25 protein-coding genes and 1 riboswitch are annotated in these 24,924 nt (G+C 41.4%); of the genes, 9 read left to right on the top strand and 16 right to left on the bottom strand.

Annotated features, from left to right (window positions below; translation table 11 throughout):
* Positions 1 to 54: 54 nt before the first annotated feature.
* The 8 genes from AC0YOD_RS18545 to AC0YOD_RS18510 form a co-directional block, all read right to left on the bottom strand.
* Complete coding sequence (locus AC0YOD_RS18545) at positions 55 to 669, bottom strand: NAD(P)-dependent oxidoreductase (RefSeq protein WP_475800810.1); 615 nt, start codon at positions 667 to 669, stop codon at positions 55 to 57.
* Positions 670 to 700: 31 nt separating this feature from the next.
* On the bottom strand, positions 701 to 1,948 hold the full coding sequence (locus tag AC0YOD_RS18540; RefSeq protein ID WP_475800809.1) for an ABC transporter permease: 1,248 nt from the start codon (positions 1,946 to 1,948) through the stop codon (positions 701 to 703).
* The gene (locus AC0YOD_RS18535; RefSeq protein WP_475800808.1) at positions 1,948 to 2,697 is read right to left on the bottom strand and encodes an ABC transporter ATP-binding protein; all 750 of its coding nucleotides are present in this window, start codon (positions 2,695 to 2,697) and stop codon (positions 1,948 to 1,950) included. Before AC0YOD_RS18535 ends, AC0YOD_RS18540 begins: the two co-directional genes overlap by 1 nt.
* 120 nt (positions 2,698 to 2,817) lie before the next feature.
* Complete coding sequence (locus AC0YOD_RS18530) at positions 2,818 to 4,065, bottom strand: S-layer homology domain-containing protein (protein ID WP_475800807.1); 1,248 nt, start codon at positions 4,063 to 4,065, stop codon at positions 2,818 to 2,820.
* A 104-nt stretch (positions 4,066 to 4,169) separates the two neighbouring features.
* Entirely contained in the window at positions 4,170 to 5,666 is a 1,497-nt protein-coding gene (locus AC0YOD_RS18525; protein WP_475800806.1) for a DEAD/DEAH box helicase, read from the bottom strand.
* 26 nt (positions 5,667 to 5,692) lie between these two features.
* Positions 5,693 to 6,466 (bottom strand): SDR family NAD(P)-dependent oxidoreductase, encoded by a 774-nt coding sequence (locus AC0YOD_RS18520; RefSeq protein ID WP_475800805.1) that lies wholly within the window; start codon positions 6,464 to 6,466, stop codon positions 5,693 to 5,695.
* A 76-nt stretch (positions 6,467 to 6,542) separates the two neighbouring features.
* Entirely contained in the window at positions 6,543 to 7,004 is a 462-nt protein-coding gene (locus AC0YOD_RS18515) for a chemotaxis protein CheX (protein WP_475800804.1), read from the bottom strand.
* 322 nt (positions 7,005 to 7,326) lie between these two features.
* Positions 7,327 to 8,319: an HRDC domain-containing protein gene (locus tag AC0YOD_RS18510; protein ID WP_475800803.1), complete on the bottom strand. Its 993-nt coding sequence runs from the start codon at positions 8,317 to 8,319 to the stop codon at positions 7,327 to 7,329.
* Between the two features lie 238 nt (positions 8,320 to 8,557).
* Here AC0YOD_RS18510 and AC0YOD_RS18505 point away from each other — a divergent pair, with 238 nt between their 5' ends.
* A complete protein-coding gene (locus AC0YOD_RS18505) occupies positions 8,558 to 8,854 on the top strand; it encodes a DUF3055 domain-containing protein (protein ID WP_475800802.1) in 297 nt (98 codons plus the stop codon).
* Positions 8,855 to 8,905: 51 nt separating this feature from the next.
* Positions 8,906 to 9,184 carry a hypothetical protein gene (locus AC0YOD_RS18500; protein WP_475800801.1) on the top strand — a complete coding sequence of 93 codons (279 nt, stop codon included), beginning with the start codon at positions 8,906 to 8,908 and terminating at the stop codon, positions 9,182 to 9,184.
* Positions 9,185 to 9,257: 73 nt separating this feature from the next.
* Here the strand turns inward: AC0YOD_RS18500 and AC0YOD_RS18495 are convergent, their stop codons facing one another.
* The gene (locus AC0YOD_RS18495; protein WP_475800800.1) at positions 9,258 to 10,067 is read right to left on the bottom strand and encodes a metallophosphoesterase; all 810 of its coding nucleotides are present in this window, start codon (positions 10,065 to 10,067) and stop codon (positions 9,258 to 9,260) included.
* 334 nt (positions 10,068 to 10,401) lie between these two features.
* Here AC0YOD_RS18495 and AC0YOD_RS18490 point away from each other — a divergent pair, with 334 nt between their 5' ends.
* From AC0YOD_RS18490 to AC0YOD_RS18460, 7 genes are all read left to right on the top strand, one after another.
* On the top strand, positions 10,402 to 12,339 hold the full coding sequence (locus AC0YOD_RS18490) for an asparagine synthase-related protein (RefSeq protein ID WP_475800799.1): 1,938 nt from the start codon (positions 10,402 to 10,404) through the stop codon (positions 12,337 to 12,339).
* A gap of 14 nt (positions 12,340 to 12,353) precedes the next feature.
* On the top strand, positions 12,354 to 12,485 hold the full coding sequence (locus AC0YOD_RS18485) for a paeninodin family lasso peptide (protein ID WP_475800798.1): 132 nt from the start codon (positions 12,354 to 12,356) through the stop codon (positions 12,483 to 12,485).
* A gap of 102 nt (positions 12,486 to 12,587) precedes the next feature.
* Positions 12,588 to 13,514, top strand: coding sequence for an aldolase (locus AC0YOD_RS18480; protein ID WP_475800797.1), 927 nt, complete (start codon positions 12,588 to 12,590; stop codon positions 13,512 to 13,514).
* A gap of 1 nt (position 13,515) precedes the next feature.
* A complete protein-coding gene (locus tag AC0YOD_RS18475) occupies positions 13,516 to 13,833 on the top strand; it encodes a lasso peptide biosynthesis PqqD family chaperone (RefSeq protein WP_475800796.1) in 318 nt (105 codons plus the stop codon).
* Complete coding sequence (locus tag AC0YOD_RS18470; protein WP_475800795.1) at positions 13,796 to 14,245, top strand: lasso peptide biosynthesis B2 protein; 450 nt, start codon at positions 13,796 to 13,798, stop codon at positions 14,243 to 14,245. The genes AC0YOD_RS18475 and AC0YOD_RS18470 overlap by 38 nt, the downstream gene beginning before the upstream one ends.
* 61 nt (positions 14,246 to 14,306) lie before the next feature.
* Positions 14,307 to 16,103: an ABC transporter ATP-binding protein gene (locus AC0YOD_RS18465; RefSeq protein ID WP_475800794.1), complete on the top strand. Its 1,797-nt coding sequence runs from the start codon at positions 14,307 to 14,309 to the stop codon at positions 16,101 to 16,103.
* Between the two features lie 117 nt (positions 16,104 to 16,220).
* Positions 16,221 to 16,553, top strand: coding sequence for a helix-turn-helix domain-containing protein (locus tag AC0YOD_RS18460; protein WP_475800793.1), 333 nt, complete (start codon positions 16,221 to 16,223; stop codon positions 16,551 to 16,553).
* 10 nt (positions 16,554 to 16,563) lie between these two features.
* Here AC0YOD_RS18460 and AC0YOD_RS18455 read toward each other — a convergent pair whose 3' ends face one another.
* From AC0YOD_RS18455 to AC0YOD_RS18425, 7 genes are all read right to left on the bottom strand, one after another.
* Positions 16,564 to 16,725: a hypothetical protein gene (locus AC0YOD_RS18455; protein ID WP_475800792.1), complete on the bottom strand. Its 162-nt coding sequence runs from the start codon at positions 16,723 to 16,725 to the stop codon at positions 16,564 to 16,566.
* A gap of 15 nt (positions 16,726 to 16,740) precedes the next feature.
* Positions 16,741 to 16,823, bottom strand: a riboswitch (cyclic di-GMP riboswitch).
* 121 nt (positions 16,824 to 16,944) lie between these two features.
* A complete protein-coding gene (locus AC0YOD_RS18450; protein WP_475800791.1) occupies positions 16,945 to 18,003 on the bottom strand; it encodes a glycosyltransferase family 2 protein in 1,059 nt (352 codons plus the stop codon).
* A 44-nt stretch (positions 18,004 to 18,047) separates the two neighbouring features.
* Positions 18,048 to 19,097 carry a UDP-glucose 4-epimerase GalE gene (galE, locus tag AC0YOD_RS18445; protein WP_475800790.1) on the bottom strand — a complete coding sequence of 350 codons (1,050 nt, stop codon included), beginning with the start codon at positions 19,095 to 19,097 and terminating at the stop codon, positions 18,048 to 18,050.
* Between the two features lie 122 nt (positions 19,098 to 19,219).
* Positions 19,220 to 21,526 carry a right-handed parallel beta-helix repeat-containing protein gene (locus AC0YOD_RS18440; protein ID WP_475800789.1) on the bottom strand — a complete coding sequence of 769 codons (2,307 nt, stop codon included), beginning with the start codon at positions 21,524 to 21,526 and terminating at the stop codon, positions 19,220 to 19,222.
* A gap of 48 nt (positions 21,527 to 21,574) precedes the next feature.
* Positions 21,575 to 23,155 (bottom strand): lipopolysaccharide biosynthesis protein, encoded by a 1,581-nt coding sequence (locus AC0YOD_RS18435; RefSeq protein ID WP_475800788.1) that lies wholly within the window; start codon positions 23,153 to 23,155, stop codon positions 21,575 to 21,577.
* Positions 23,156 to 23,164: 9 nt separating this feature from the next.
* Positions 23,165 to 23,725 (bottom strand): acyltransferase, encoded by a 561-nt coding sequence (locus tag AC0YOD_RS18430; RefSeq protein WP_475800787.1) that lies wholly within the window; start codon positions 23,723 to 23,725, stop codon positions 23,165 to 23,167.
* Between the two features lie 2 nt (positions 23,726 to 23,727).
* Positions 23,728 to 24,912: a glycoside hydrolase family 88 protein gene (locus tag AC0YOD_RS18425; RefSeq protein ID WP_475800786.1), complete on the bottom strand. Its 1,185-nt coding sequence runs from the start codon at positions 24,910 to 24,912 to the stop codon at positions 23,728 to 23,730.
* Positions 24,913 to 24,924 lie beyond the last annotated feature (12 nt).

The raw sequence follows: 24,924 nt of genomic DNA, 5'->3' as shown, positions 1-24,924 counted from the left end.
TTCCGTCTTGTTCAAAAGACGATGCTTCCCTCAGGGGTGTTTTTCTTATCTCGTTTAATAGGACAGCCCAACGGAAGCCTCGATGAATTGCGGCTCCAGCAAAGCAATCAGTAAGAAATGAGCAACATCAGCACGAGCTATGCGACTCCCTTTGCTTGGCACACCTAGAAGTGAAGTACGATACTTCGCCGTTAAAGGACCATTAACCAGTTGAAGCGGACGAGCAATCGTCCATTCTAATCCACTAGCCGTTATCTGGCTCACTGCTTGCCGATGATCTGCGAGTACATTACGCAGCAGCATGCCTGTTAATTTACCAATTACGCCAGGTATCTCATCATGTATTCCTGCTGAAGCAAGGTAGACGATGCGCTGAACGTTATGCGCCTTCATTCCATGGAGAAGTTCTGCTGTCATGGTAGTCAGGGCGTTAGACTTGCCAAAGCCTCGTGTTCCAAGACATGAAATAACCGCTTCATGCCCTTTAATTGCAGCTGATACTGCTTCGCGATCAGTTGCATCTCCGCATATAATAGTAAGTCTTTCATGCCGCTCCGTTATTTTATCAGCATTCCTAACGAAAGCCGTTACCTCATGGCCTTGTCTTATCGCTCCCTTTAAAACCTCTAAGCCTGTCCCTCCGCTTGCGCCGAACACGATTATTTTCATTTGTCATGCTCCTCTCCCCTACCTGCCTGCTCTATTCCTCATCCTCGTCGGTAAGCAGCTTCTTACGTAAGCGTGACGGTCTGATAAGGATATACATAATCGTTCCTGCGCCTGCCGCCAGTGATGGTATGAATAGGTCTGATACTAGTAACGGCAAGGCGACAAATAACCATAGCAATAGAGCGCAGCAAATGATCGCCAGTCGATCTACCTTTACATATTGTTCAAATCGTTGTTTCTCTGGCAATGGATAGACATGCTTCCAAACGGAATAGCGATGAACATGACGCAAGCCACCCAATTGAACTGCAATAAGTCCGAGGAAGATGACATATACGATCATACAGCCCCACCCGGATAGTGAGGCAGCCTCAGAGAACCAGTAGGTGATCAAGCATCCCAGCATCAGCAGTCTTAGAATGATACCGCCCATTTCTGTTCGCAGAAGGGCTGCTGTATAAAGGTAGACAAAAGTATTCGAATTGGAGTAAGGAATGACCCCAAGGACCCACGATAGATAGGATCGCTTCGCTATATTGGAAGGCAGCGTAGGGACGTCAATAAATAGTCCAAAGAAAACATAATATCTTTTTCGCGTGCGCGCTTCTTCAGCGATAAGTCTCTCCCAAGGCAGATGATGTCGACTAGGAAGACGGTAAAGGAACGCAAATAATAAGGAAACCAATACCGTAAATGCTGCCGCTTGCCATACGAGACAAGTTAACCATGCTGTTAGCATAAGTGCTGTAGCTGCCCAGCGGAGCAACCGCATCAGTCTTCTCATTCCAGGCCATGCAATCTGCCGCTCCCGCCATGCCCCCCAGATGTTGCCGCCCTTCAAAAAAGCTGCTGCGAGCGCAAGAAGCCAGCCACCGCTTATTGCCGGACCTTGGTTGTAAATCGGCAAATAAAGCAAGAATACGATTAAGGCAAGGATTGAAAAGCCTATGGATGTATAACGAAATGAGCGCCTTATGTACCCGTCCATCTCTGCTTCACGGGGCATCATAAATACGGTATCGCCCGCTTCCAGCCAGGTCCGTAGAGGGCTCCAGCAAAGAACAAGCAGCAATGAAATGACACCTACCGAAGCAATAGGAAACTGAGGAGGCAGGTTGTTTATCAAGGTTATATAGCCAATTGCTGAAGAAATAAAAATGAGCGACAAAAAAGCTGGAAAACCGCTCTGTCCCATGTACCGAAAATAGGGCAGTGTTTCTGCGCGAAAAGCTTTTTTGCGGCGAGTCCATATCGCTTCGAGCATTAAATCTGCGCTCATTATGAATGTCCCCCAGTTACGAGCTTGTAGAAGGCATCCTCCAGTGAACCGCTTCGATTATCCATGCCCGCTGCCTGTCTGACTTCATCCAGTGTTCCCAAAGCAACGATTTTACCATGATGCATGACAATAAAACGATCGCAGTATGCCTCAACCGTAGACAAGATATGCGAGCTCATCAGAATAGCGGCTCCCTTTTCCTTCACCTCAACCAGTCTCTCCAGAAGTGAGCGTATACCAAGAGGATCTAGACCAAGAAAAGGCTCATCAATGATATAAAGCGACGGTTCAGCAAGCAGCGCATTCATTATCATCACCTTCTGCTTCATCCCTTTGGACAAATGGGAGGCAAATGCTTTCCGTTTTGGCGTCATTTGAAACTCAGTAATCAACTCTTCCACTCGTGCATCATAGGCGTTCCCCGCCACACTGTATGCCATTCCCGTCAATCGCAAATGCTCCTCCACCGTCAACTCATCGAAGAGTACGGGTGTCTCCGGCACGTATGCAAAAGCAGATCGGTATCGTTCTGTATTCTCCTCCAGAGTAACTCCGTACACCTTCACCTCACCCATTTGCGGCTTCATTAGACCAAGAATATGCTTGATTGTCGTGCTTTTACCCGCACCATTCAGTCCAATTAGCCCAATCATCTCACCTGCCTTTACCTCAAAGGAAATGTCGTGCAGCACCGGTCTCTTAGGACTGTAACCACCGGTCAAAGCATTTACCTGTAATATAGAATCCATTTCATCACCTTCAATAATGCGATTTAGTAATAGCTATTAAACAGCATACCGAATAATCCGTCCAATATCAAAAAAAAGACAGCACCGCAAGCGGTACTGTCTCCTTTATTTTGCAAAAGCTTATTTGATTTCAATAGATTTTACAATGTTGTTATCGCCTTTTACCTGTACGAGTTGACCCGTCTTTAAAAGGGAGGCATTGCCGGTAACGGATACATTAGCATCGATATTATATTGATAGATGAGCGTTTGCCCATTCTCAACTCGCGTAATTGCGATTGAAGAGAGCTTTGCCTGCCCATTGAACGTAAGGGAATATACCGTTCCCAGCTCATTGAATGATGTATTCACAGCAGCTGTTTTTAAAACTTCGATAAAGACGACTCTATTCTGATAAGTGCGTACGAGTACTTCATCTCCCGCGCGTAATGCGCTTACTGGAGCTTTCTTATCCTCTCGGAAAATAAATACATTGGGATCAAGCGTTAATGCTGTCTCTGTATTATCCGATTTCAAAATTGTAATTTTACCATCTGACGCAACTGCTTTCAGCTTACCTGTAATCGCCTGTGCATCATGATTCGGAATTTCAGTATCTGTACGATCCAGCAGCGCTGCAAGTTCAGCACGGGTAACGGATTGGTTTGGACGGAACGTCTTGCCGTGTTTATCGTTGTAGCCAGTAATGATTCCTTTTTTGAGAGCAAGCGCGACATAACCGACTGAGCCTGCCGGGATATCCTTCGCATCCTTAAAGTCCAGCTTCGTATTATTGAGCGCTTTCGCTTCATCTTCCAATTTAAGCGCTTTAATGAGAATGATCGTTGACCATAGTCTTGTCGCATTTTCTTCCGGCTTCACTTCTGATTCTGTCTCTGAGAACAGATCATTTTCTAATGCTACTGCTACATAACCAACAGCCCAAGGATATTTCTTCTTAATCTTATCTGCATCCTTGAACTGAAGCTCTGTTTTCATCTCTTCCGTTGATTCCGCTTGAGCACGGAGTCCCATCAATCTTACAGCTGCAACTAATGTTTCAATTCGGTTGACCTTTTGATTAGGCTTGAATGTCCCATCCTCATAGCCTGTGAACACACCCTTCGACGCTTGTCGCATAATGTATTCCATCGCCCATTTCAGCTGGTCCTCATCCTTAAACTGCCAGGTCACTTTATATTTATCATCGTCATCTTCATTCTTGTTGTTCTTGTCCTCATGGCGCCCGTTATCACGGTCATTCCCATTATTCCCTTTTCCTTTGCCGCCGTCTGCAAAAGCTGATGTTGCACCGCCTGCAAGCATTAGCAGTGCAAGTGAGGAAATCGCTGTCTTTTTCCACATGGTTTGTTTTATCAAGAAAGCCACTCTCCTTTGTCGATTGCGGTAATTTCCGCTTTTTCCACCTTCGCCCATATGTTTCGGGAGAAGAGAATCGATTTAAGAGGGTGGCTTTTGACCTATTTATTCAATTATTCTTTTTTTTCTTCACGTTTGGCCTTCAACCATTTCGGTGCGCCTTTATTTTTACCTTCGCGCTTGCGCTCTACTTTCTTCACGGGAGCAGGCTTAGCCTTTGGCTTGGAAGCCTTTTCTCCTGGCACAGCTTGTACCGTATTCGCCGTACCCGAAACAGAGCTCGCCGTTACCTTTTGCTTTTCTTTAAAATCCCTTGAATCCTTCGTACCTTTGAGTTCGGTCGTATCTTTCACAGCTCGCGGACGATCATTTTCTCCCTGAACTGGTTTCACCTTGGCTGATGCTGCATCTGTCCGTTCGTTTGACCTCGTCTCTTGACGAGCCGCAAATGGACGAGTCGCTTCGCGCAGCTGTTCCTCCGAGAGAAGCTTACCGCGGAACATTGTGCGCTCACTCAAATCGATGCCCAGCTGCTTACGGAATTTCTCCATAATGAACAGCTCCTGCGGGGTCACAATGGATACAACCGTTCCTGGTTTACCCATACGTCCCGTTCTTCCCGCTCTATGCACATAATGGTCGGAATCTGCTGCTGGATCAAGCTGTATGACGAGTGTTAATCCTTCAATATCGAGGCCTCGAGCCGCCACATCTGTAGCGAGAAGAAGCTGACAGCGTCCGTCACGGAATCTTGTTAGCGTAGCCGCCCTACGCTGCTTATCCGCATCACCGTACAGGGCTTCAACAGTAAAGCCTTCATAACTAAGTTTAGATTCCCAATTCGCAATATTATCCGTGTCATTAAGGAATAACAGCGCGGAAGACGGATTGAGCAAACGAACAAGTCGTCTTGCCGTATCTGTTTTATCACGTTTATCGCTTACGATATAGTAATTATCAATCGTTGCCGATACCCGGTGCTCCGGTGTAATTTGGATGCGCTCCGGATTTTTCATCCAGCGACCTTCAAATCTTGCCATTTGATCGGGATAAGTAGCGGAGAAAAAAGCCATTTGACGGTCACGACCGACGCTGTGCAAAATAATTTCAACTTCTTTTGTTGAACCTAGCTGAAATACCTGATCCGCTTCATCAATGACGACATTATTCACGTCAGTAAGCTTTAGCTTCCTAATCTTCAGCAGCTCATGAATACGTCCCGGTGTTCCGATAACAATCTGCGGACGAAGCTTTAGCTTCTCGACCTGACGCTTTAACGCCGCTCCGCCGATCAACTGTTGAACACGAATGTTCAGCGGTTCGCCGTACATTTCTGCAACGCGTACGATTTGCATAGCAAGCTCCTGCGTGGGAGCCAAAATAATAGCCTGAATCGCATTCGAATAAGGATTCAGCTTTTGCAGCATTGGCAGTAAATAGGCAAGCGTCTTGCCTGTACCTGTCTGCGATCTAGCGGAAACATCGCTCCCGCCCAGTAAAATCGGAATCGTCTCCGCTTGCACGTCGGTCGGCTCTACAATGCCGTTTGCCTCCAGCTTATTAGCTAGTTGTTCATTAATGCCAATCTCATTCCATGTATGCTTGCTCATTCTTAATTCCACTCTCATTCCAATCCTTATTTTTGATTAAATAAACCGCCGAGCAATCGATCTACTGTACGTGGCAGCAAATGATAAAGCTTTATGCCTATAGATGCCGTCTTTGGCAGATCAAGCTCTTCCTTCTTCCGTTCCATCACACGAATCATCGATTTGACAACATATTGTGGTTTCATCATAAACCAGCTGACATTTTTTACGTAAGTGCCCGATGGATCAGCAAGTGAGAAGAAAGGAGTATCGATCGGTCCTGGATTGATCGCTGATACACTTATTCCTTTCTCACGCAGCTCCATTCTAAGCGCATTCGTGAATCCAAGAACAGCATGCTTAGAGGCTGTATAGGACGTTGATTTGGAGGAGCCAATTTTCCCAGCCATAGAAGCCATATTAACGATATGACCGCTTCCCTGCTTAAGCATATGGGGAATGACTGCCTTGCAGCAACGAACGATTCCCATATAGTTGGTATCCATCATTTGTTCAAAGCTTTCCACAGGCATATCTGTAAAATACTGAAACGTTCCGTAGCCGGCATTATTCAATAAAATATCTATTTTCCCATGCTTCGCAATGACGGCATCCACCGTTTGCTGTACCTGCTCCATGCTCGTAACATCCATCTGATACACGGAGCAGTTGCCTTTTATCGTTTTAGAAACATCCTTCAGCCTATCTAAATTCCGGCCTGTCAGTATCGGTATTGCGCCTTTCTCGGCTAAACTGGCAGCCGCTAAAGCACCAATTCCGCTTGAAGCGCCAGAAATGAATACCACTTTTCCTTTTAACATCCAGCATCACCTATTATAAGTTTACTTGATTGGTATGGAAGACGCAAAAAAAGCTCCCTAAGGAGCTATTTCTGTGCTAGGATGCGATTAAAACCTGAATATCCAATTCCCCAATGCCTTCCATAATAAGCGGGATTGTCAACGCCTTCTGTGCACTAAAGCCTGCTGAATGAGCAGATTGAATAACTTTCGGCGGAGTAATATCAACTCTTACGCCTTGATTATACAATAATGTACTGGCATTGCCGCTAATCATGTTGCCAAGCTCAGAAATAGCACTCTTTACTATTTCATCGATTTCAGAAATCGCGTATCCGCCCATCATCGCAGAAACCATTTTCATAGCTACTTCTTCACTGAGCCCAAAAACGATATCACCAGTCATTCCGCCATTTAGCCCTATCTGAATCCAGATGTAGTTCTCCACGAACTTTATATCCTTTAGACCGAGTTGTCCAGTTAAAGGACGAATTTGTATGACTTGCTCGATGACGATTTTTGCGGACTCAAGAAATGGATTAATGTATTCTGCCTTCATAATGAAGATACGCTCCTTTTCGACAAATTTCGCAAGTTGTCTTGTATAATCTTCATTATACTTAATTTACTAGGACAAGTATACTAAAAATATAATATATAGATCATAGGAACTAATTTTTACAATAAAAAATGTTGAAATATAGGTGAAACTGGCGTGTTTGACGAGCAAAATCCGAATAATCATTTGTTTTCATTTTTACGTACCGTTTTTAGGAAGAATGTCCTCGTACTGAAGTATCAGAGAATTCTACCGACTTCATCATCATGAAGAAGTCTCTGATACTTGTCTACAACTATGTTTTTTACCAAGCTTTTCTTAATTAAACGGCCTTACTCGGAACCGATCTTCGGAAACGGAGTCTTATTAAGCGAAGGCGCTCGTATAGCACATCAACCGGTTTATTAAGCTGTGATCCATCGGCTGATCCGTATACCTGCTGCAGCACCGGCTTTAAATATTTATCACCAACTAATGACAATGCATCCCACACCAGCTGCTGCTCCTCTTCTGGCACTTCAACCAGTTCTCTTGAAATCAGAGGTTCAAAATCATATCCTTCCTGCTCCAGCTGCTCAATCCGATCCATCAGCTCGCGGCGCGACAGCTCTAGCTCCGATTGCAGCTGATCGAGCGTTCCACCCTGATGGACGGTCGTTAAAATATGTTTTTTCGCTAGCTGGCGATCCATAAGATTTTTATATTTCGCTTCCTTTTGTTTAAAGAGCCATTGTGTATATGCCGCATTATCTAATTTTTCCGTCACCCATTGCAGTGGAAATTCAGTTGTTCTCATTCGTTCCTCCGTTATAGCGAGCACTTCCATACCATAGGATGCATGCTTCGTATTTCCCCACCCTGGTATTTGCGTCAGCTCTTCGGCTGTTTTCGGGACAAACGCACTGATCATCCACAGCATCCGATTTGTTGCAACAAGATAGGCAGAACGCTTCTCAGAGATCGCTTTGGCACGACGCCATTCGCGCAGCAATTGGAACAGCTCTGGGTTCGAATGAAGCTCGCCATAGCATTGCAGCATGGACAGGAAGCTGCCCGCAGAAGTGCGGCGATCCTCAAGCATACCATCAATAATAGGCGCATAGCCTTCCCCCATCATTCTTGCAGTACCATGCCTGAAGGCAGTAATCATCTCCTCCCAAGATGCACCTTCAAACCAGGTTTGAGGATTCTCGTCTTCTCCCTCCATCCATAGCACTGCCCATTGCCCTTCACGCTCACAAATAGATAACTGTGCACTTGCGACCTGCTGATCCTCTCCTGGTTTCTCGAACGTGTTCAGAAATACGATTTGCATGTTTACTCATCCTCCAATAAATAGATGTGATCGCGAATGAATTGAACGGCTAGGCAGCAATCGGCTTGAGGCCAAAACGCCGGAGAACAAAAAAAAGCACCTCTTCTGCCTTGGGCAGAAGAGGTGCTTCCTCAACGTTCAATAATTCGATTGCCTTCATGCTATCATAATGATTTCTTTATTACAAGTATTTTGTTATTGTATAATAGTTGTAAATAATGAACGGAGGCTATACCAAATGCTGTTGCCTGATTTTGATTTTATGTCTGATACAACGGAACAAACCGAGACGAGATTTGTCACCTTCATCACGCCAAGCTTGAAGCGCTTTGACCTTGCTGTTACATCCACAAACCGTTTCTATGGCAAAAAGCTGATCACTGATCTCCAGTCCGGAAAAACTGCAGTTATCGGCCCTGATGACTTAGAGGAAGAGGGCTATTTGGAGCATACATACAAGCTGACAGAAGAAGAGGCTGCTGAGCTTGTTCAATTTTTATATTTTGTGGTCGGAAGCGTGCATTTTACCGATTAATGGGGGCACACTGAGGGGGTAGCCTATTACCATTTCAGGAGGACCTTGCCCATGGATCGATTTATTCATGAGGATCGCCAGCCTTCTACCGATGTTTCAACGGTGGAATCGCAACGCAATGACCTCATTCCGGAGGAGTTCCCGGATGGCCCTTACGGCTCCGAACTGCGGATGGAATCACTTGGAAAAAGTACACCTTGGCGAATTGATCAACGACCATCGAATCGCTTTGGCTATGAGAACAGAGCACTGCATGCCGGATTAAAACGTGACTATCCCGGCGAGGACGAGTACAACGGAAGCATTCCCGAAGTGCACGACGAACCGTAAATGAGCAAATCCCTTGGATACATGCTTTCGAGCATGTATCCAAGGGATTTTTTTTGAATCTGTGCAACGTACGCTAAAGCTCATGTATCGTTATCTCGCTTCTCACCATAAAACGCGCATTAAATCCCGCTTGGCCAATCCCCTTAGAAATATAGAAGGCGCCTTGCTGGTCCTTATGCAGCCCTTTATAAATACCTCTAGCAGGAAGAGGTCCCTTCGGCTTAATGACAAAAAAGAATGGAATATTCAGCTGCTTTCCATGAAGATGACCGGCCATTAAATAATCATATGGTCGCTTAATATGGAGCAAGACATTAGGGTCATGCGTAATGATCACAATTGGCTTACTCTCATCCACATCTCTCATAGAACGTGCAACATTACTATGTCTTGAACTAGCATCATCGATGCCGACCAGTTGAAAATCAGGAAGAGTAATGGACTCGTTTCGAAGAAGCTGAATGCCATAAGCTTTAAACAAATCCAGCAATCTGCCCAAACGCGGAAGTTCATAATCATGGTTTCCCAGTACAGCATAAACAGGTATTCCGCTATCCGAGATCATTTTGAGATAGTGGCCTGCTCTTGGAAGAAAGTGTTCCTTATAAGTAAAGTCGCCTGTCAAAAAAATATAATCTGGCTTTTCCTCATCTATAACGTGCCGGATTCGCTCCGCACTAATTCGGAGCTTATCTACATGAAGATCACTAATTTGCAATATTCGCTTTTTGATGCCTATTGGATTGTTAACGCGTTCTATTTTCAACCATTGTGTCGGGAAAATAAAAAGTAGATATAAGAGGATAAGCAATCCTCCTCCAGTTGCAAGATAGATCACGCTTATTCTCCCTTCAGATGGAATCACACTTTCCTTTTTATCCATTAAGTATAGTCATTTATACCTTTTACCACAAACAATCGCGCAGTTGAACACGGATCATCATTTATAAAATGACATTGTCCCACAAGATATATTAATTTCCGAAGAAACTGTTGACAATAAATCGAAATAAATGGTAAGCTATGCCCAAGTTCTTTATTGAGAACAAAATCGAAAATTAACTCCGGTTAATATTTCCAAAATCTTTAAAAAAAGAGTGAAATTTATTTCATTTAAACGTATCTCTTCTATTATATGATAAATATCTGTTCTTAAACAAGAACATTCAATAAAACTTTCTTTTATAAATTAGTTTATTACACAGACGGAGGATATCATGAGCGCAATAACTGGCATATGTTCCATCAACAATGAGCCTCTAAGGCTGGAGCTTGGCGTGAAAATGCTCCAAGAACTTCAATGTTATCCTGCCGATAAAGTAGACGCATGGAATAATGAACATGTATTTTTAGGATGCCACGCTCAGTGGATTACTCCGGAATCTATTAAAGAACAGCTTCCTTACTATGATATAGAACGAGGATTAGCTATAACAGCCGATGCTTTCCTCAGTAATCGTTCAGAGCTATTCCAGAAGCTTCAAGTAAAGTATGAAGATCAGAAAGAAATGTCAGACAGCTATTTAATTTTATTAGCCTATCAACAATGGGGCAATGATGCGCCTAAACATCTAGTTGGCGACTTTGCTTTTATGATATGGGACCAACGCAATCACTCCTTCTTTGGAGCGAGAGATTTTTCTGGAACCCGCACCTTATATTATACCCTTACGGAAGATAGCTTTGCATTCTGTACAACCATACAGCCTCTTTTCTGTATTCCCGGTGTGAATAATAAATTAAATGAAGAATGGATGGCTGAATATTTAGCGATTCCGCTAATGGCAGACTCTACTGATTTATTCACAACCGTGTACAAGAGGATTCAACAAGTTCCTCCTTCTCATTCTATTCACGTATATAGAGGAGAAGTCAAATTTTCTAGATACTGTACCTTGGTAGCGGAAGATAAATTGAAGCTAAAAACGAACGAAGAATATGAAGAAGCTTTTAAAGACGTTTTTCAAACGGCCGTAACTTCTACTCTTCGTACAAATCGCCAAATCGGCGCACAATTAAGCGGCGGTCTGGATTCTGGTTCTGTAGCCAGCTTTGCTGCCAAAACACTGCAAAAAGAAAATAAACAGCTCCATACTTTTAGCTATGTTCCATTAGACGATTTTAAAGATTTCACACCAAAAACTAGAGTGGCAAATGAACGACTAAATATTCAAACCACTGTCAATTACGTTGGTAACATACATGATCAATATTTCAATTTTCCTGAAATGAACCCTCTCTCTGAGATGGATAATTATTTGGACATTATGGAGATGCCTTATAAGTTTTTTGAAAATTCCTTTTGGATCAAAGGCATTTATGAGAAAGCGCAGGAGCAAGGAATTGGCGTTCTACTCAATGGTCAAAGAGGAAATTGGACGATCTCTTGGGGACCTGCTTTGGATTATCAAGCAACACTTCTAAAACAGATGAAATGGATTAAATTATTTCGCGAAATGAATCATTACAGTAAAAACATGGGTGTAACAAAGTCACGCGTGTTTCCATTTGTAAGAAAAAAGGCATTTCCTTTTATGAGCAAGTGGATGGATTCACAAGATGACGACAGCATGCCAACTTTGATTAATTCTCAATTTGCTGATCGAACAAACGTATTTGATAAACTGCGTGAGCACGGCTTTGAATCATGGGGCAATCCCTATCAAAGTGCCTATGATGTTCGCAAGCAGCAATTTGAACAGCTTTTCTATTGGAATAAGACCGGAACAATGTCTACAAAAATGTCACTTCGCTATTCGCTATGGGAGTGCGATCCAACCAATGATTTAAGAGTTATTAAGTTTTGCCTATCCGTACCTGAAAATCAATATGTTCAAAATGGAACGGACCGCTCTCTCATTCGCAGATCAACAGTAAGTTACTTACCGGATAGCATTCGACTAAATCAACGGGTTAGAGGCATACAAGGTGCGGATTGGGTTCAACGCATTCTCCCATCCTGGCATCTGCTTATTCAAGAGCTGAAACAGCTTGTTAAGGATACAAATGTTGCTCAATATTTGAACATCCAGGAAATCACATCTGCTCTCTCAAGGATCGAGAATAATCCTAATCCAGAGTTTGCATTTAATTTTGACATGCGTTTTTTGATGCGCAGCTTAATCGTTTACCGATTTATGAAAAAAACAATATGAAAGGGGGTGATACAATGCAAACGAAAAAAGCATGGCAACAACCCGTTTTGGAAGTGCTTGATGTCAATTTGACTATGGCTGGCCCTGGTAAAAAAACTCCTGATGCAGTTCAGGATGACGTAGATGAAGTGGTGAACTTCAGCTAGTACTTATTCAATTCGGTCTACAAGTAAAATGCGGATGCCCTTATATCTAATCCATATAAGGGCATCTAACCAAATTTCCGCTGTACGATTTGGAGTGATTTCATGTTAGAAACAACTATGAGGACCACTTACAGTTCCTTTGGTCTACGTATTGAAAGTGAATTCTCTTTGCCTGAGTTATTTCAATCCGAAACGAATTCAGAGGTTGGAGAGGTTATCGTCTCAAAAAGCGATCTCACTTTGAAATGGCTTCAATATGCACAAAGAGAAGGCGGCTTCATCGTCGAACAAAATCAGGTCATGTTTCGAGTTCCTGATACTGCGATATTTTGGATCAGCAACGGTGATTCTATCGTGGTTTCCCCTCTCGAAGGCTCTGATGAAGCAAAAATTCGTCTATACATACTAGGCACCTGCATGGGTGTCATCCTTTTACAAAAAAAGATTCTCCCGCTCCATGGCAGCGCGATCGCTATTGGCGGTAAAGCATATGCCGTAGTAGGTGTATCAGGCGCAGGAAAATCCACCCTTGCTTCCGTTTTACTGGAGAAAGGTTATGAACTTTTAAGCGATGACCTCATTGCAGTAACTTTTACTGAGGGTCACGTTCCCATGGTTATGCCTTCATACCCACAGCAAAAAATGTGGCAGCAAAGTATTGATCAATTAGGGATGGATTCCTCGCATTTCCAAGCACTGTTCGAAAGAGAAACCAAATTCGCTGTACCCGTTTCGTCTAAATTTTGTTCAACTCCCTTACCGCTTGCCGGCGTGTTTGAGCTTGTAAGTACGGAAACGAGTGTATCGCTAGTACCTATAAACGGGTTAGAGCGGTTTCAAACATTACTTCGACATACATTCCGCAACACTCTTATTGAACGCTTGCAATTAATGGAATGGCATTTTCAAACAATTGCACGCTTCGCCAGCCGAATTGAAATGTATCAGCTGCACCGGCCTCCTACTGGCTTTAGTGCTCATCAATTGGCGCAATATCTATTAAACACCATTCCTAAGGAGGAATACTAAAATGCTAGAAACTCAAACCATTGATCTAAATGAGTATATTACGTCTTGTGAGCAAAACATTGTAAGCGACATGGATGGCGAGAAAGTGATGCTCAGCGTTCGAAATGGAAAATATTATAATCTAGGCAGTATTGGCGGCCGCATTTGGGATTGTCTGGAAAGACCTATTACCGGACAGCAAATTGTCGAACTGCTCCTTTCCGAATATGATGTAACACTTGCAGAATGCGAGCAGCAGGTTATATCTTTTCTGGAACATCTGAGGAAAGAGGGTCTGATTCTTGTTACTAAAGAGAATTCGATTGCTGCTGGCTCTTAATCGCCAAACATTCCTATTATTTTGTGAGGCATTTTTTTTCTTGGGCTGGGCACGTATTCTTCTTCGTCGCCCCTTTGCCAAAATAGCTCCGTCACTTGGCCAAAAAACAGAAGAAACATCACTTCAACATATGACGACCAATATCGTACAAATAAAGCATATTTCCAGTGCGCTTGAGGTTGTAAGCCGGCATACTTTCTGGGACAGCAAATGTTTGGTCAAAGCGATCGCAGGTATGAAGATGCTCGAGAGACGCAGCATTGACTGCACACTTTACTTAGGTACAGCCAAAGATGATAATGGCGCTTTAATTGCACATGCTTGGCTTCGCAGCGGCCCCATTTATCTGACCGGAGCAGATGTCATGAATCGTTTCATTATCGTAGAAAAATTCGCAAATAAGGCATGCTAGACCTCTAACCTCGTCTTTGTATAATTGCTGCCTGTTTGGGTCTGACACAGGGGAGAGACAAATGGAATACATTTTACATTATATAAAAAGATTACATACCTTTTCTGGCTCAACACTATATTTGAACATGTTCGGTATGGTAGTTTCGAGCTTCCTTGAAAGCATTGGTATCATTTTACTAATTCCTTTATTGAGTCTAATAGGTATTGTAAGCATGGATATAGGGGGCAGCAGCTTCTTTTGGCTGGCTGATTATATGAAGAGCCTCCCTTTGACACTCAGCCTAATCATTATTTTAGCTATTTATATCGTTACTGTGATTGGACAAAACCTTATTCAGCGGAACGTAACCATTCGAAACGTTGCCATTCAGCAGCATTTTAGCCGCAAACTGCGATTTGATACCTATAGTTCTCTCCTACAAGCTAATTGGCCCTTTTTCTTAAAAAAGCGAACTTCAGATTTAATAAATTTGTTAACCATAGAGCTTGCCCGCGTCATTGGTTCTATCAATCTTTTTCTTCAGCTCATAACCTCGCTCATCTTCACTTTAATCCAAATCGGCTTTGCCTTTTGGCTGTCTCCGAATTTGACCCTATTCGTGTTGGGTTGCGGTATCGTGTTGGCCATCTTCTCCAGACAATTTATAAAAAAATCAAAGTTTTTGGGGAATCAGACTTCTCAGCTAGCTCAGAGCTATCTTGCAGGAATTACAGATCAATTAAATGGGATTAAAGATATTAAAAGCAATAACTTAGAGTATTCCAGATTGAATTGGCTAACGGGTTTAACAGCCGGAATGATGCAAGAGCAGCTATCCTATATTAGACTAAGAATGAATTCACAGCTGTTGTACAAAATATCGTCCTCTCTCATTATCGCCTCATTCATTATAGTTTCATTTAAGCTTTTTCAAACACAAGGCATTCAATTGTTGACCATTACTATTATTTTTGCTCGCTTGTGGCCTAGATTTACAAGTATACAATCCAATCTGGAAAGCTTAGCTTCGATGATTCCTGCTTGTAAAGCTTTAATGGATCTTCAGCAGCAGTGTGATGATTCATGGGAAAAATTACTGCCTGAGGAAGCAACTCATGAACCGATACAAATTCAGCATGGCATTGAGTGTCAAAATGTATCTTTTCGCTATAACCAGGAAGAAACATCCCTCACTCTGCACAACATTAGCGTACATATACCATCCAATAAGATGACTGCCATTGCTGGTCCTTCCGGTGCCGGAAAAAGCACACTCATAGATCTTATAATGGGCCTGATGCAACCTGATTCTGGCATAATTCTAATTGACGGTAAGCCCGTCACGAGTCAGAACCTGATGTCTTACCGGAAATCGATTAGCTATGTAGCTCAGGATCCTTTCTTATTCAATGAAACAATACGGGAGAACCTACTGATGGTTAAGCCTAATGCAACAGAAGAGGAGCTCTGGGAGGCTTTAGAATTTGCATCCTCTGCAGACTTTGTAAGAAAGCTGCCTAAGGGGTTGGATACAACAATTGGGGATCGAGGAATTCGATTATCCGGGGGAGAACGTCAACGCATAGTGCTTGCTCGAGCAGTAATACGCAAGCCCTCTATTCTTGTGCTAGATGAAGCAACAAGCGCTTTGGACAGTGAGAACGAGAAAAACATACAAGAAGCCATAGATCGCTTAAAAGGTAAAATGACCATTATAGTCGTTGCGCATCGTTTATCAACCATTCGAAATGCTGATCAGGTGCTTGTATTGGATCAGGGAAAACTAGTTGAAAGCGGGGAATTCTTCAAGCTCGCTGGGGATCCTACTAGTTTATTTGGAAATCTGCTACAGCATCAATCTGAAATTAGCGCATAAAAAGATCAATTCCGATTGATCTTTTTTTTATGTATGTTCGTTGACGGCTTTCGTTATTAAGAATTATTCGCTATAATAGGGGTAATCTACAACGATGAGGTAACGGAGGAGTTTGTTATGATCGGAGAACGCATTCAAATGTTGCGCAAAAGAAAAGGCCTATCCCTCACTGAGCTTTCTCAGAGGGCAGGCGTAGCGAAATCTTATTTAAGTTCTATAGAACGTGGTCTTCAACAAAATCCTTCAATACAGTTTCTTGAAAAAGTTGGAAACGTTTTAAATGTTACGGTTGAAGATTTTTTGAATAATGATGAAAATACGGATTCCAAGTCCACCCATCTTGATAATGAATGGACTGATTTAGTTAGAGAAGCTATGGCTTCTGGCGTAAGTAAAGATCAATTCAAAGAATTTCTAGAATTTAATAAATGGAAAATAAAGCGCGATTAGCGCTTTTTCCTTATACGGCTGTTTCTGCTTGCTCGTCGCCGTTAGAGCTATCTTTAAGGAGTAGAAGCACTTTTCGTATATCGTCTTTGCTAAAACCCTTCGTTTTGGCGTTCATTATTAAAGCTACCCATTCAGAGTCTAATTCCTGATTATCCAACTGTGTATGTATCATATAAAAGTCCCCCATTCATTTTGGGACGGTTGCACCACTGACTCCATACGTTTAAGGTGCCCAGATACTAAACGTATTTCTTCGTCTCCCATGCCTGTCACTCACTCTTCATATTATAAAACACTCATTTTGCGCATGCTGTCGGTTCATGTCTCACATAAATAAGTTATTTTTACAATTTTTGTCGAAAAAATGAATAACACTCGATCTTGGGCTTATTTATAGGACTTTTGAAATTAATTTAACCGCATAGCTTCTTGGGACTCTTTTTAGATGAATTTTCTTTCCTAGACCAAATAAATAATCTATATTTTTGTTTCGTATAGCATTTAAGTAGTCACTTCCAAAATAAGCTTCCGATCCTTCAATATCCAGACATTCAATGACATTACGATCACAAACGTATCTAGCAATAGTCTCTCTCTTATCCATATCGCTTAATGGGCTGTTAAATAAATTTAACAAACAAGTTTTAAATGTGTTGAGCAGCATTATGCTAATGCCATAATATTGCTCTTCCGTGCTGTCTTGATAGTGTTTTTCAATTACCTCTTTTTGTATGAGATAGCCATTAACCATATCCTCAAACAAATACGGCATATATTTCGTCGTAAATCCGCCAGCTCTGTAGTAATACAAATACTTATTGATTACTTTTACTTTTTTCGCCTTCAAAAAAACTTCTATATTATAAAAGAGATCATCACCCAGATACTTGATTCTTTTTACATACTCGCCAGAATGAATGAGCAGCTCTCTCTTATATAACTTTGCATACAGAGACGCAGGAAATGGGTGTCCATGCAAATAGGCTTTGACCAGTTCACTCCTTATCGTCACTTCATCGTACATTTTATCATTCTCAAAATAGCTATTGCTGTTTACCTTCTTTTTAAACAATAACCCGCTGCCTATCACTTTATTTATGTTACATACGGTTATGTCAGCATCGTTTGCTATTGTTTCGTTATATAATAACTCAATCATATGCTTATCAATCCAATCATCAGCGTCAACAAACATAATGTAATTGGATTGAGCTGCTTGAATCCCTTTATTTCTAGTCGCAATGCTTCCTTCATTGCTTTTATTAATAACCGTTATCCGCTTGTCTTTTTCTGCATAGAACATACATACCTTTAAGCTGCTATCTGTTGAGCCATCATTTACTAATATCAATTCAAACTCATTGAAGCTTTGGCTAAGAATAGATCTGATGCACTTGTGTAGCTTTGAACCCGCATTATAAATAGGTACAACGATGCTTACCTGACTCATTTCGCAGCCCTCCAATCCTATTTAAAATTCTCCATTTAAACCCGCTATTTAACAGAGTAAATTTGAGGTGCATGCTCTATTTCTTCCTCAAAGCCATTCGGATTCATACTTTGCCAACGCCAAGTATCCTTACACATTTCTTCTATTCCTCGTGATGCATACCAATTCAATTGCTCATTTGCTTTGGCCGTGTCTGCATAACATAATCCTATATCGCCAGTTCTTCTTTCTATGATCTGATAGGGTACCTTTTGACCAGATACCTTCTCAAAGGCTGTAATCATCTCCAGGACGCTATAACCGCGACCTGTTCCTAAATTATAAATATGTACATCTGAAGTATGCATCAACCGCTCCAGCGCCTTCAAATGGCCTTTCGCTAAGTCAACAACATGGATATAATCCCTCACGCCAGTTCCGTCTACTGTCTCATAATCATCGCCAAACACGTTAACCAAACCAAGCTTTCCAACAGCTACCTGAGAAATATAAGGCATTAAATTATTTGGTATGCCGCTAGGATTCTCTCCAATTCGCCCACTCTTATGAGCACCTATAGGATTGAAATAACGTAAAATCGAAATTCCCCATTTCTTATCTGACGCTGCTAAATCCTGCAGGATTTGCTCAAGCATGAGCTTAGTACGCCCATAGGGGTTCGTTGCACCCAAAGGTGAATCTTCTGCAATGGGTACTTGATCCGTTAGTCCATATACGGTAGCAGATGAGCTGAATACCAACTTATGTACGTTATGCTCCTTCATAACCTCACATAGCACTAACGTGCTCATAATGTTCGTATGGTAATAGGACAGGGGCAGCCGGACGGATTCTCCAACAGCCTTAAGACCAGCAAAATGGATGACCGCATCAATTGCATGCTTCGTAAATACTAGATTTAGCTGGGCTCGATCTAGTAGATCCATTTTGTAAAAGGTAAAGGATTTGTTTGTAATCTCAGCCACACGGTTTAGAGATAATTCACTGCTGTTAGATAAATTATCAACGATTACTACCTCATAACCCGCTTCAAGCAATTCCACACATGTATGACTACCGATATAACCCGCCCCGCCTGTTATTAGTATCGCCATATCCATATCCCCTCGTCTTTCGCATTTTATAAAGTGCACTTTAGTTCTCAATAAAGAACAATAATATAAATGAAATCCTTGCAGCTTAAGGTAACCACAAGGATAAATTTTCAATGTTAATCTTATGAGTTACCAAGATCCGTATTGTCAATGAGACTTAAATAAGGACTGGTACCTTTAATAGCGACCCCTTTAAATACATTTTTCACGAGTGTAGCCGATTGATTAATCGTGAGCCAATAGAAATTAACCTTTGTGTTTTCTAAATAGGACTGAGCAACTATTGCTTTTTTTGTATTATCAGCTCTTCCAATTGATGCATTAAGGAATGTGCATCCTGTTAAAAGACTATTGCCATCCATAAAAACGCCCAAGTTTTGGAATAATGAGTTCCTTAATGTAACTTGTCGATTGAAGCCAACTTGAGTCGAGCCCAGCTGGATATCCATGGCTCCCATTACCGTAGATTTAGCTCGCATAAACTCTGCGTTGCTAACATGACTACCCTCAAAACGCGCTGATCCTTCAACTAACGTTAAGCCTCTAACTGTATTAGGTCTGCCTGCGTAATCTTGAGGAACTAAGACTGAAAAATCATAGTTTTTCAATTTAATATTTTCTATCACAGCACCGGCACTAAGAAGATTAAAGCCAGATGGAGAAACATTATCAGGTTTCCAATCTCTTTCGATTGTAATATTGGAGAGATAACATCTCCCATAGTTGAAACGACTTATATTGAATCCTGGTTGACCACCGTCTTTAATAACAACTGGTGTTCCTCCAAGTGATTCAGACACTTGAAAGCTGTTAGCTGTCATATTGACCGTGTAGTAAAGTTTATCTACACTTACTCCCGATGGAATCTGACCCACCCATTGCTCAAAAACAACCTGAGCGCCGTTGCCCATCCCGTGGGGTGCAGCGAAGGTGAAGGTGCTTGCTGCTACATTTGTGATCGGTGTTCCAAAATATCCGTATACATTAGATCCATATACCATTCCATCTTTAATCATACAGTTTTGAACAACCGCACCTCTTACATCCAATAGTTTTAAGTTCGCTTTATTGAAAACACCTCCATTGACGAATTGATCACCTTGTACAGTGAGTTCACAAGAAGTAAAGGTGTTATTCAAAAACTTAACACTACGGAAACTTGGATTTGATGATACTCCGCCAACGTTATAACCCTCAAACGTATTATTTTCGATAGTGACATCCGTACCGTCCGCATTAATAATGTGACCTCTTACATTGTTATAAATATAGTTATCAGAAATACGAATGCGGTAATTCATCTCAATACCTTTTGGACGTTCGGGGGTTTTAATAGGAATATTTGTTTCGCTATACATGGATTCAATATCAATACCAAACATCGGAGCGGTGCCGTTGCGGAAATTCGTAGTAACTCCGTCATCATCAAAGCCAATATCATGAATTTTATTACGAAAAACATGTGTATCATTTGAAGCGCATAATGAAATTCCTTGTCTCCTGCAATGATGAATATGACAATCATGAATACGAATGAATTGCCCCATCTGCTCTTGCGTATATTGAGCTGGATCTAATAAATATTCTTTCCATTCCGTTAAAATACCGTCTCCCGTGCAGTTCGATATTTCTATACCGCTAATATCAATTTGGTTTGAGCCATACAGACCGATACCTAAACCTTTCTCATGTGTGTAGAAGGTGTGATCGACTTTAGCTTGTATACTGGATATTTGTTGATCCGTTAAGGGCGTTGTAGGCTTAATAGCGAATATCATTTTGTTGTTTTTTGTTACGTCTCCCTCCTCATTGAGGAACCAACCTCTCCCTGCCGTGTTAGCTGGAGCAAATAAACCATTAGTCCTTGATCCTACGAATGTAGCTTTAGATACCGTGTCTTTGTATTGATAGAACGAAAAGCCTGTCGCATTAACTCCGCTGATACTCCAAAGTCGAAAGTTAGAGAGGAGCCCTGGATTGGCATATCGGTCAATGACCTCACTCCGTATCCAGCTTTGATCATTGTTTAAGGAACCATCAGTATTAACTCCGCCACGTACAAATTTCACATATATCTCATAGATATGCTTCTTCTTATCACCTACCAGCATGCCACCGGATATCTTTGCCCCAGTAATCCCTTTCATTTCAATGATCGCGTATCCTGGTGATGAATTAGCTTCCAACTCAATAATACAGCCTTCCTCTAATTCCAAATGTATGCCGCTTTGCATCCTGATAGCAACAGAAGTGCTAGGGTTTAACTTGACAGTATATCGGCCTCTTGGAAGTATGACATGCGTGTATCCTTCCGATTTAGCCCAAACCAGCGCGGCATTAATGCCATCCGTCGTCGCAGATGAGTTCAAACTATTATTACTAATACTGAACCTATCTAGTTCAATACGATAAGACCCATATTGATTCATACCTTTCACCTCCGTTTACTATCAACGTATGTGGTTGTCAGTGAAAGGTTACTTATTTCCGCCAACCTCTATATTGCTTCCGCTTTTAAGAGATTTCTGATAAAGCGTATTTACAGCAGGTATTTTACGCAATAAACCTTTTAAAATACCAAGTAGATATTTGAATTCATCTGTTCTGTGAAATACAACAATATAACAAATATTTACGACCGCAACACAAATGACCCCTTTTAGAATAAGCCACATATATGAATTTGATGGCATTAGACTATTCGCACCTTTAGCTAAGAAAAAGGCAGTTATACCGACAACCGTATAGAGAAAATAACTTCTATAATAAAGAAGAACTGGCTGCTGGAACACCTTCTTATATACGAGTAAAGGCGTATACCAGAAAGGCACCAGTATAGCGCTTATTAGCGTGCCGATAAATATACCCGTTATACCCCAGTAATGAACAAGAACAAGAGAAATACCAAGATTTATAACTGCTTGGAATAGGGGTGTAAAGCGATCCTCATGAAATATTCCTGAAGTCGTTTTTACGGCCGTTAATGAATTGCGCATCCCTCTTTCATAGAAAGCCAAAACTAAGAGCAGTAATACAATGTTGGTCATTTGAAACTCTGTTCCTAACCATACGGCTATGAGCGGTTCAACTAATAAATAGAGTCCAATTGATAAGAGCGAATAGAGCCAAAAATTCAGAAGCAACGTCACTTTAAATATTCGGTAAATGGCTGCTGCGCTTTCTTTGGCGACGAGATTACCTAAGCTATGATACATATTAGCAAATACTTGATTTAAAAAAGTGCGGCAAATCTCAATCAGCATTTTGTAATTGGAGTATAAGCCGACAGCTGCAAGACTGACAAAAGTGGAAATGAGGATGCTGTCTACACCAAAAATAAAGTAATTACCTATATTTTGAAGTACGATAGCTTTCATGTTTCTTATAAAGTTAGCTTTGGTTTCGGGGTCTAGCTTGCTTTTTATTTTTTGCTTTAAAAAAGGATACATTTTATCTACCATAACGGCGAGTATAATGGAGGTAATAATAGAGATAACACTTTCAATCGCAAGGTATAGAAGATAATTTTCTGTGTAATATAATATTCCGATTTTCATACTGGTAGATATGATGGCCGATACGGAGAAAACAGCTGTTACAATATAATTTTTCTGGTTTACATTTAAGAAAGAGTTTTTATAAACAAATAAATAAGGGGCTACCGTATTAATAAGAAATAGGAAGTAGATAAAACTGATATGCTCGATATTGGTATCTTTTATGAATAGATCAAGAAAAGGCATAAGTGCTAATCCAAGTACCATAATAAAGCCAGCGATAAATAAATATGCTTTTTTGTATAACTGCATTAAAGCAAGTATTTTGCGCTGATTATTGTCTGCAACCGGCTTATATAAGTTATAAACAATACTAGAGCCAATCCCAGCTTCTGCTAATGTCAGCATGGCAAGTATGCTTGTGAAAAGACCATTAATCCCTAAATATTCAATTCCAAGACTATTGATAAACACCGTTCTTGAAATCAAGCTTAATGCGGTAATAATAATTTGATTGCCTATTCCCGCTGATACGTTCAGTAAAGAGCTTTTGACTCTCATCTTATTCTCCTATCTGATATAGCCTTTATTATTCACTAAGTCCTTATACATCTGATTTTTATTTTCGTTAGATATACCTCCATTAACTGTATTCGTTTCATCATAATTTATAGATGTTACTAAAAGTGATTTAGTTTTATCTATGTAGTTTGTAACAGTTCCGATAGGCTTAGCTGGGTTACCAGCAACAATTGTATCTTTTTGTACGGATTTGGTTACGACGCTGCCTGCTGCTACTATTGAACCTTTTCCAATCGATACTCCTGGCATAATAATTGCTCTTGCTCCTATAAAGACATCATCTTCAATAATAATAGTTCCAATTCTTGTATAGCCCGTTAGTCGCTTACTGCTAGCATCATGTGCTAAAAGATAGGCATGTGGTGCAATTGTTACATTATTTCCAATACTAATTAGCCAACAATGGGAATGGTCGAATATTACATGAGGCTGAATGGAACAATTTTCACCAACTTTCATTCCCATTTTCACATAATCATCCAACCAGGTTTCTTCTAACAGCCATTTCTTAGTTCTTGCTCTCAAAAAATTCACTATTTTTATAACCATTGTTACATCACCTTGGAGTTGCTATAGTGGTTAATCATACGAATACAAAAGCCCTGTGTAAAAGGCAGGATGTTGAATAGCATGGAATAAACACCGATGTCTTTCGTGTCACCCTGCGAAAAATCTACAGCTCCGCTCCTGCGAGTCACCTTCATGAGATAATGAACGGCACGTTCCGCTCCTTGTGAACAATCATCAGCAAGCTCTTCAATTCCTGCAGCTTGTAGTAGAAACCATCCCAAAGTCGCAGTTGTAGAAGAATCAGGTCTCGTTTCACGGCGAGTGACCGTCCAGTTCCAATTGCCTTCCGGCCTTTGGAAAGAAAGGATAGTATGAGCGAATTTTTTCACGAAGCTCTCCAATACAGGCTTTGATTCATGATCATCAGGCAGCTCACGCCATGCATCGATTAATCCTATCGCAAGCCATCCAAGGCCCCTGCCCCATCCGTACAGACCAAGCGGCATCGTATTATTGGTGTGGTAAGCATGGCTTGGAATGTAATGATTCTCCAGCATGCCGCAGCGATCATATTGCTCCAGTTGCTTTACTGCCAGCTGGACACATTCTGGCTTGCTATAGCGAATTCCATAAGCAACTAGAAAGGGACAAATAAAACCGATAGTATCTACATAACGATAATCCTTCATAAACTTCCGATACTGAACCGTACCATCCTCGCCTATATGCGATTGAATGAGCTCCCAGGTACTGTCATAAGCAAGCTTAAATCGATCACTTTCATTGCCTTCGAACTTCATCACGGCATACGTAAGAATAGCCGAATCTACATAATTGGGTTTCACTAACCACTGTCCTTGCCCATCAAACTTCGATTTCAAAAATTGTTCAACGCCTTTTCTGAGCTCTCTACTCTCAGCATGTTTCAGACTTTCTGCTAACCCAAGCAATAGCGAAGCTTCCTGCCAATGTTGAATCACACTTTTTGTATAGTTTCCTTTGAGCATATCGATAGCAACAAGTCGCGTATTATCCGTTACTTTAATTTTCGGTGTATGATTAAGCCATTTAACGCCCATTTGCGTTATGGATTGATTCCATTCCTCTTTGTTTTTATATCTTCCAATATGAATTCTGCCTAGCCAATCCCTGCTTATTGGCAATACATCCAGCGCTACAATAGCAAGTATTGCTAAGATGAAAACCGCGAAAAACGCTTCAATCATCCTAATCTCTCC

Source organism: Paenibacillus sp. J31P13 (assembly GCF_056269295.1).
This window is presented reverse-complemented; position numbering and strand designations above follow the sequence as displayed.

Bases quoted from the DNA above. Each gene is read 5' to 3' on its own strand.
- AC0YOD_RS18545 (WP_475800810.1), bottom strand. From the start codon at position 669: ATGAAAATAATCGTGTTCGGCGCAAGCGGAGGGACAGGCTTAGAGGTT.
- AC0YOD_RS18540 (WP_475800809.1), bottom strand. From the start codon at position 1,948: ATGAGCGCAGATTTAATGCTCGAAGCGATATGGACTCGCCGCAAAAAA.
- AC0YOD_RS18535 (WP_475800808.1), bottom strand. From the start codon at position 2,697: ATGGATTCTATATTACAGGTAAATGCTTTGACCGGTGGTTACAGTCCT.
- AC0YOD_RS18525 (WP_475800806.1), bottom strand. From the start codon at position 5,666: ATGAGCAAGCATACATGGAATGAGATTGGCATTAATGAACAACTAGCT.
- AC0YOD_RS18520 (WP_475800805.1), bottom strand. From the start codon at position 6,466: ATGTTAAAAGGAAAAGTGGTATTCATTTCTGGCGCTTCAAGCGGAATT.
- AC0YOD_RS18515 (WP_475800804.1), bottom strand. From the start codon at position 7,004: ATGAAGGCAGAATACATTAATCCATTTCTTGAGTCCGCAAAAATCGTC.
- AC0YOD_RS18510 (WP_475800803.1), bottom strand. From the start codon at position 8,319: ATGCAAATCGTATTTCTGAACACGTTCGAGAAACCAGGAGAGGATCAG.
- AC0YOD_RS18505 (WP_475800802.1), top strand. From the start codon at position 8,558: ATGCTGTTGCCTGATTTTGATTTTATGTCTGATACAACGGAACAAACC.
- AC0YOD_RS18500 (WP_475800801.1), top strand. From the start codon at position 8,906: ATGGATCGATTTATTCATGAGGATCGCCAGCCTTCTACCGATGTTTCA.
- AC0YOD_RS18495 (WP_475800800.1), bottom strand. From the start codon at position 10,067: ATGGATAAAAAGGAAAGTGTGATTCCATCTGAAGGGAGAATAAGCGTG.
- AC0YOD_RS18490 (WP_475800799.1), top strand. From the start codon at position 10,402: ATGAGCGCAATAACTGGCATATGTTCCATCAACAATGAGCCTCTAAGG.
- AC0YOD_RS18485 (WP_475800798.1), top strand. From the start codon at position 12,354: ATGCAAACGAAAAAAGCATGGCAACAACCCGTTTTGGAAGTGCTTGAT.
- AC0YOD_RS18480 (WP_475800797.1), top strand. From the start codon at position 12,588: ATGTTAGAAACAACTATGAGGACCACTTACAGTTCCTTTGGTCTACGT.
- AC0YOD_RS18475 (WP_475800796.1), top strand. From the start codon at position 13,516: ATGCTAGAAACTCAAACCATTGATCTAAATGAGTATATTACGTCTTGT.
- AC0YOD_RS18465 (WP_475800794.1), top strand. From the start codon at position 14,307: ATGGAATACATTTTACATTATATAAAAAGATTACATACCTTTTCTGGC.
- AC0YOD_RS18460 (WP_475800793.1), top strand. From the start codon at position 16,221: ATGATCGGAGAACGCATTCAAATGTTGCGCAAAAGAAAAGGCCTATCC.
- AC0YOD_RS18455 (WP_475800792.1), bottom strand. From the start codon at position 16,725: ATGATACATACACAGTTGGATAATCAGGAATTAGACTCTGAATGGGTA.
- AC0YOD_RS18450 (WP_475800791.1), bottom strand. From the start codon at position 18,003: ATGAGTCAGGTAAGCATCGTTGTACCTATTTATAATGCGGGTTCAAAG.
- galE (WP_475800790.1), bottom strand. From the start codon at position 19,097: ATGGCGATACTAATAACAGGCGGGGCGGGTTATATCGGTAGTCATACA.
- AC0YOD_RS18440 (WP_475800789.1), bottom strand. From the start codon at position 21,526: ATGAATCAATATGGGTCTTATCGTATTGAACTAGATAGGTTCAGTATT.
- AC0YOD_RS18435 (WP_475800788.1), bottom strand. From the start codon at position 23,155: ATGAGAGTCAAAAGCTCTTTACTGAACGTATCAGCGGGAATAGGCAAT.
- AC0YOD_RS18430 (WP_475800787.1), bottom strand. From the start codon at position 23,725: ATGGTTATAAAAATAGTGAATTTTTTGAGAGCAAGAACTAAGAAATGG.
- AC0YOD_RS18425 (WP_475800786.1), bottom strand. From the start codon at position 24,912: ATGATTGAAGCGTTTTTCGCGGTTTTCATCTTAGCAATACTTGCTATT.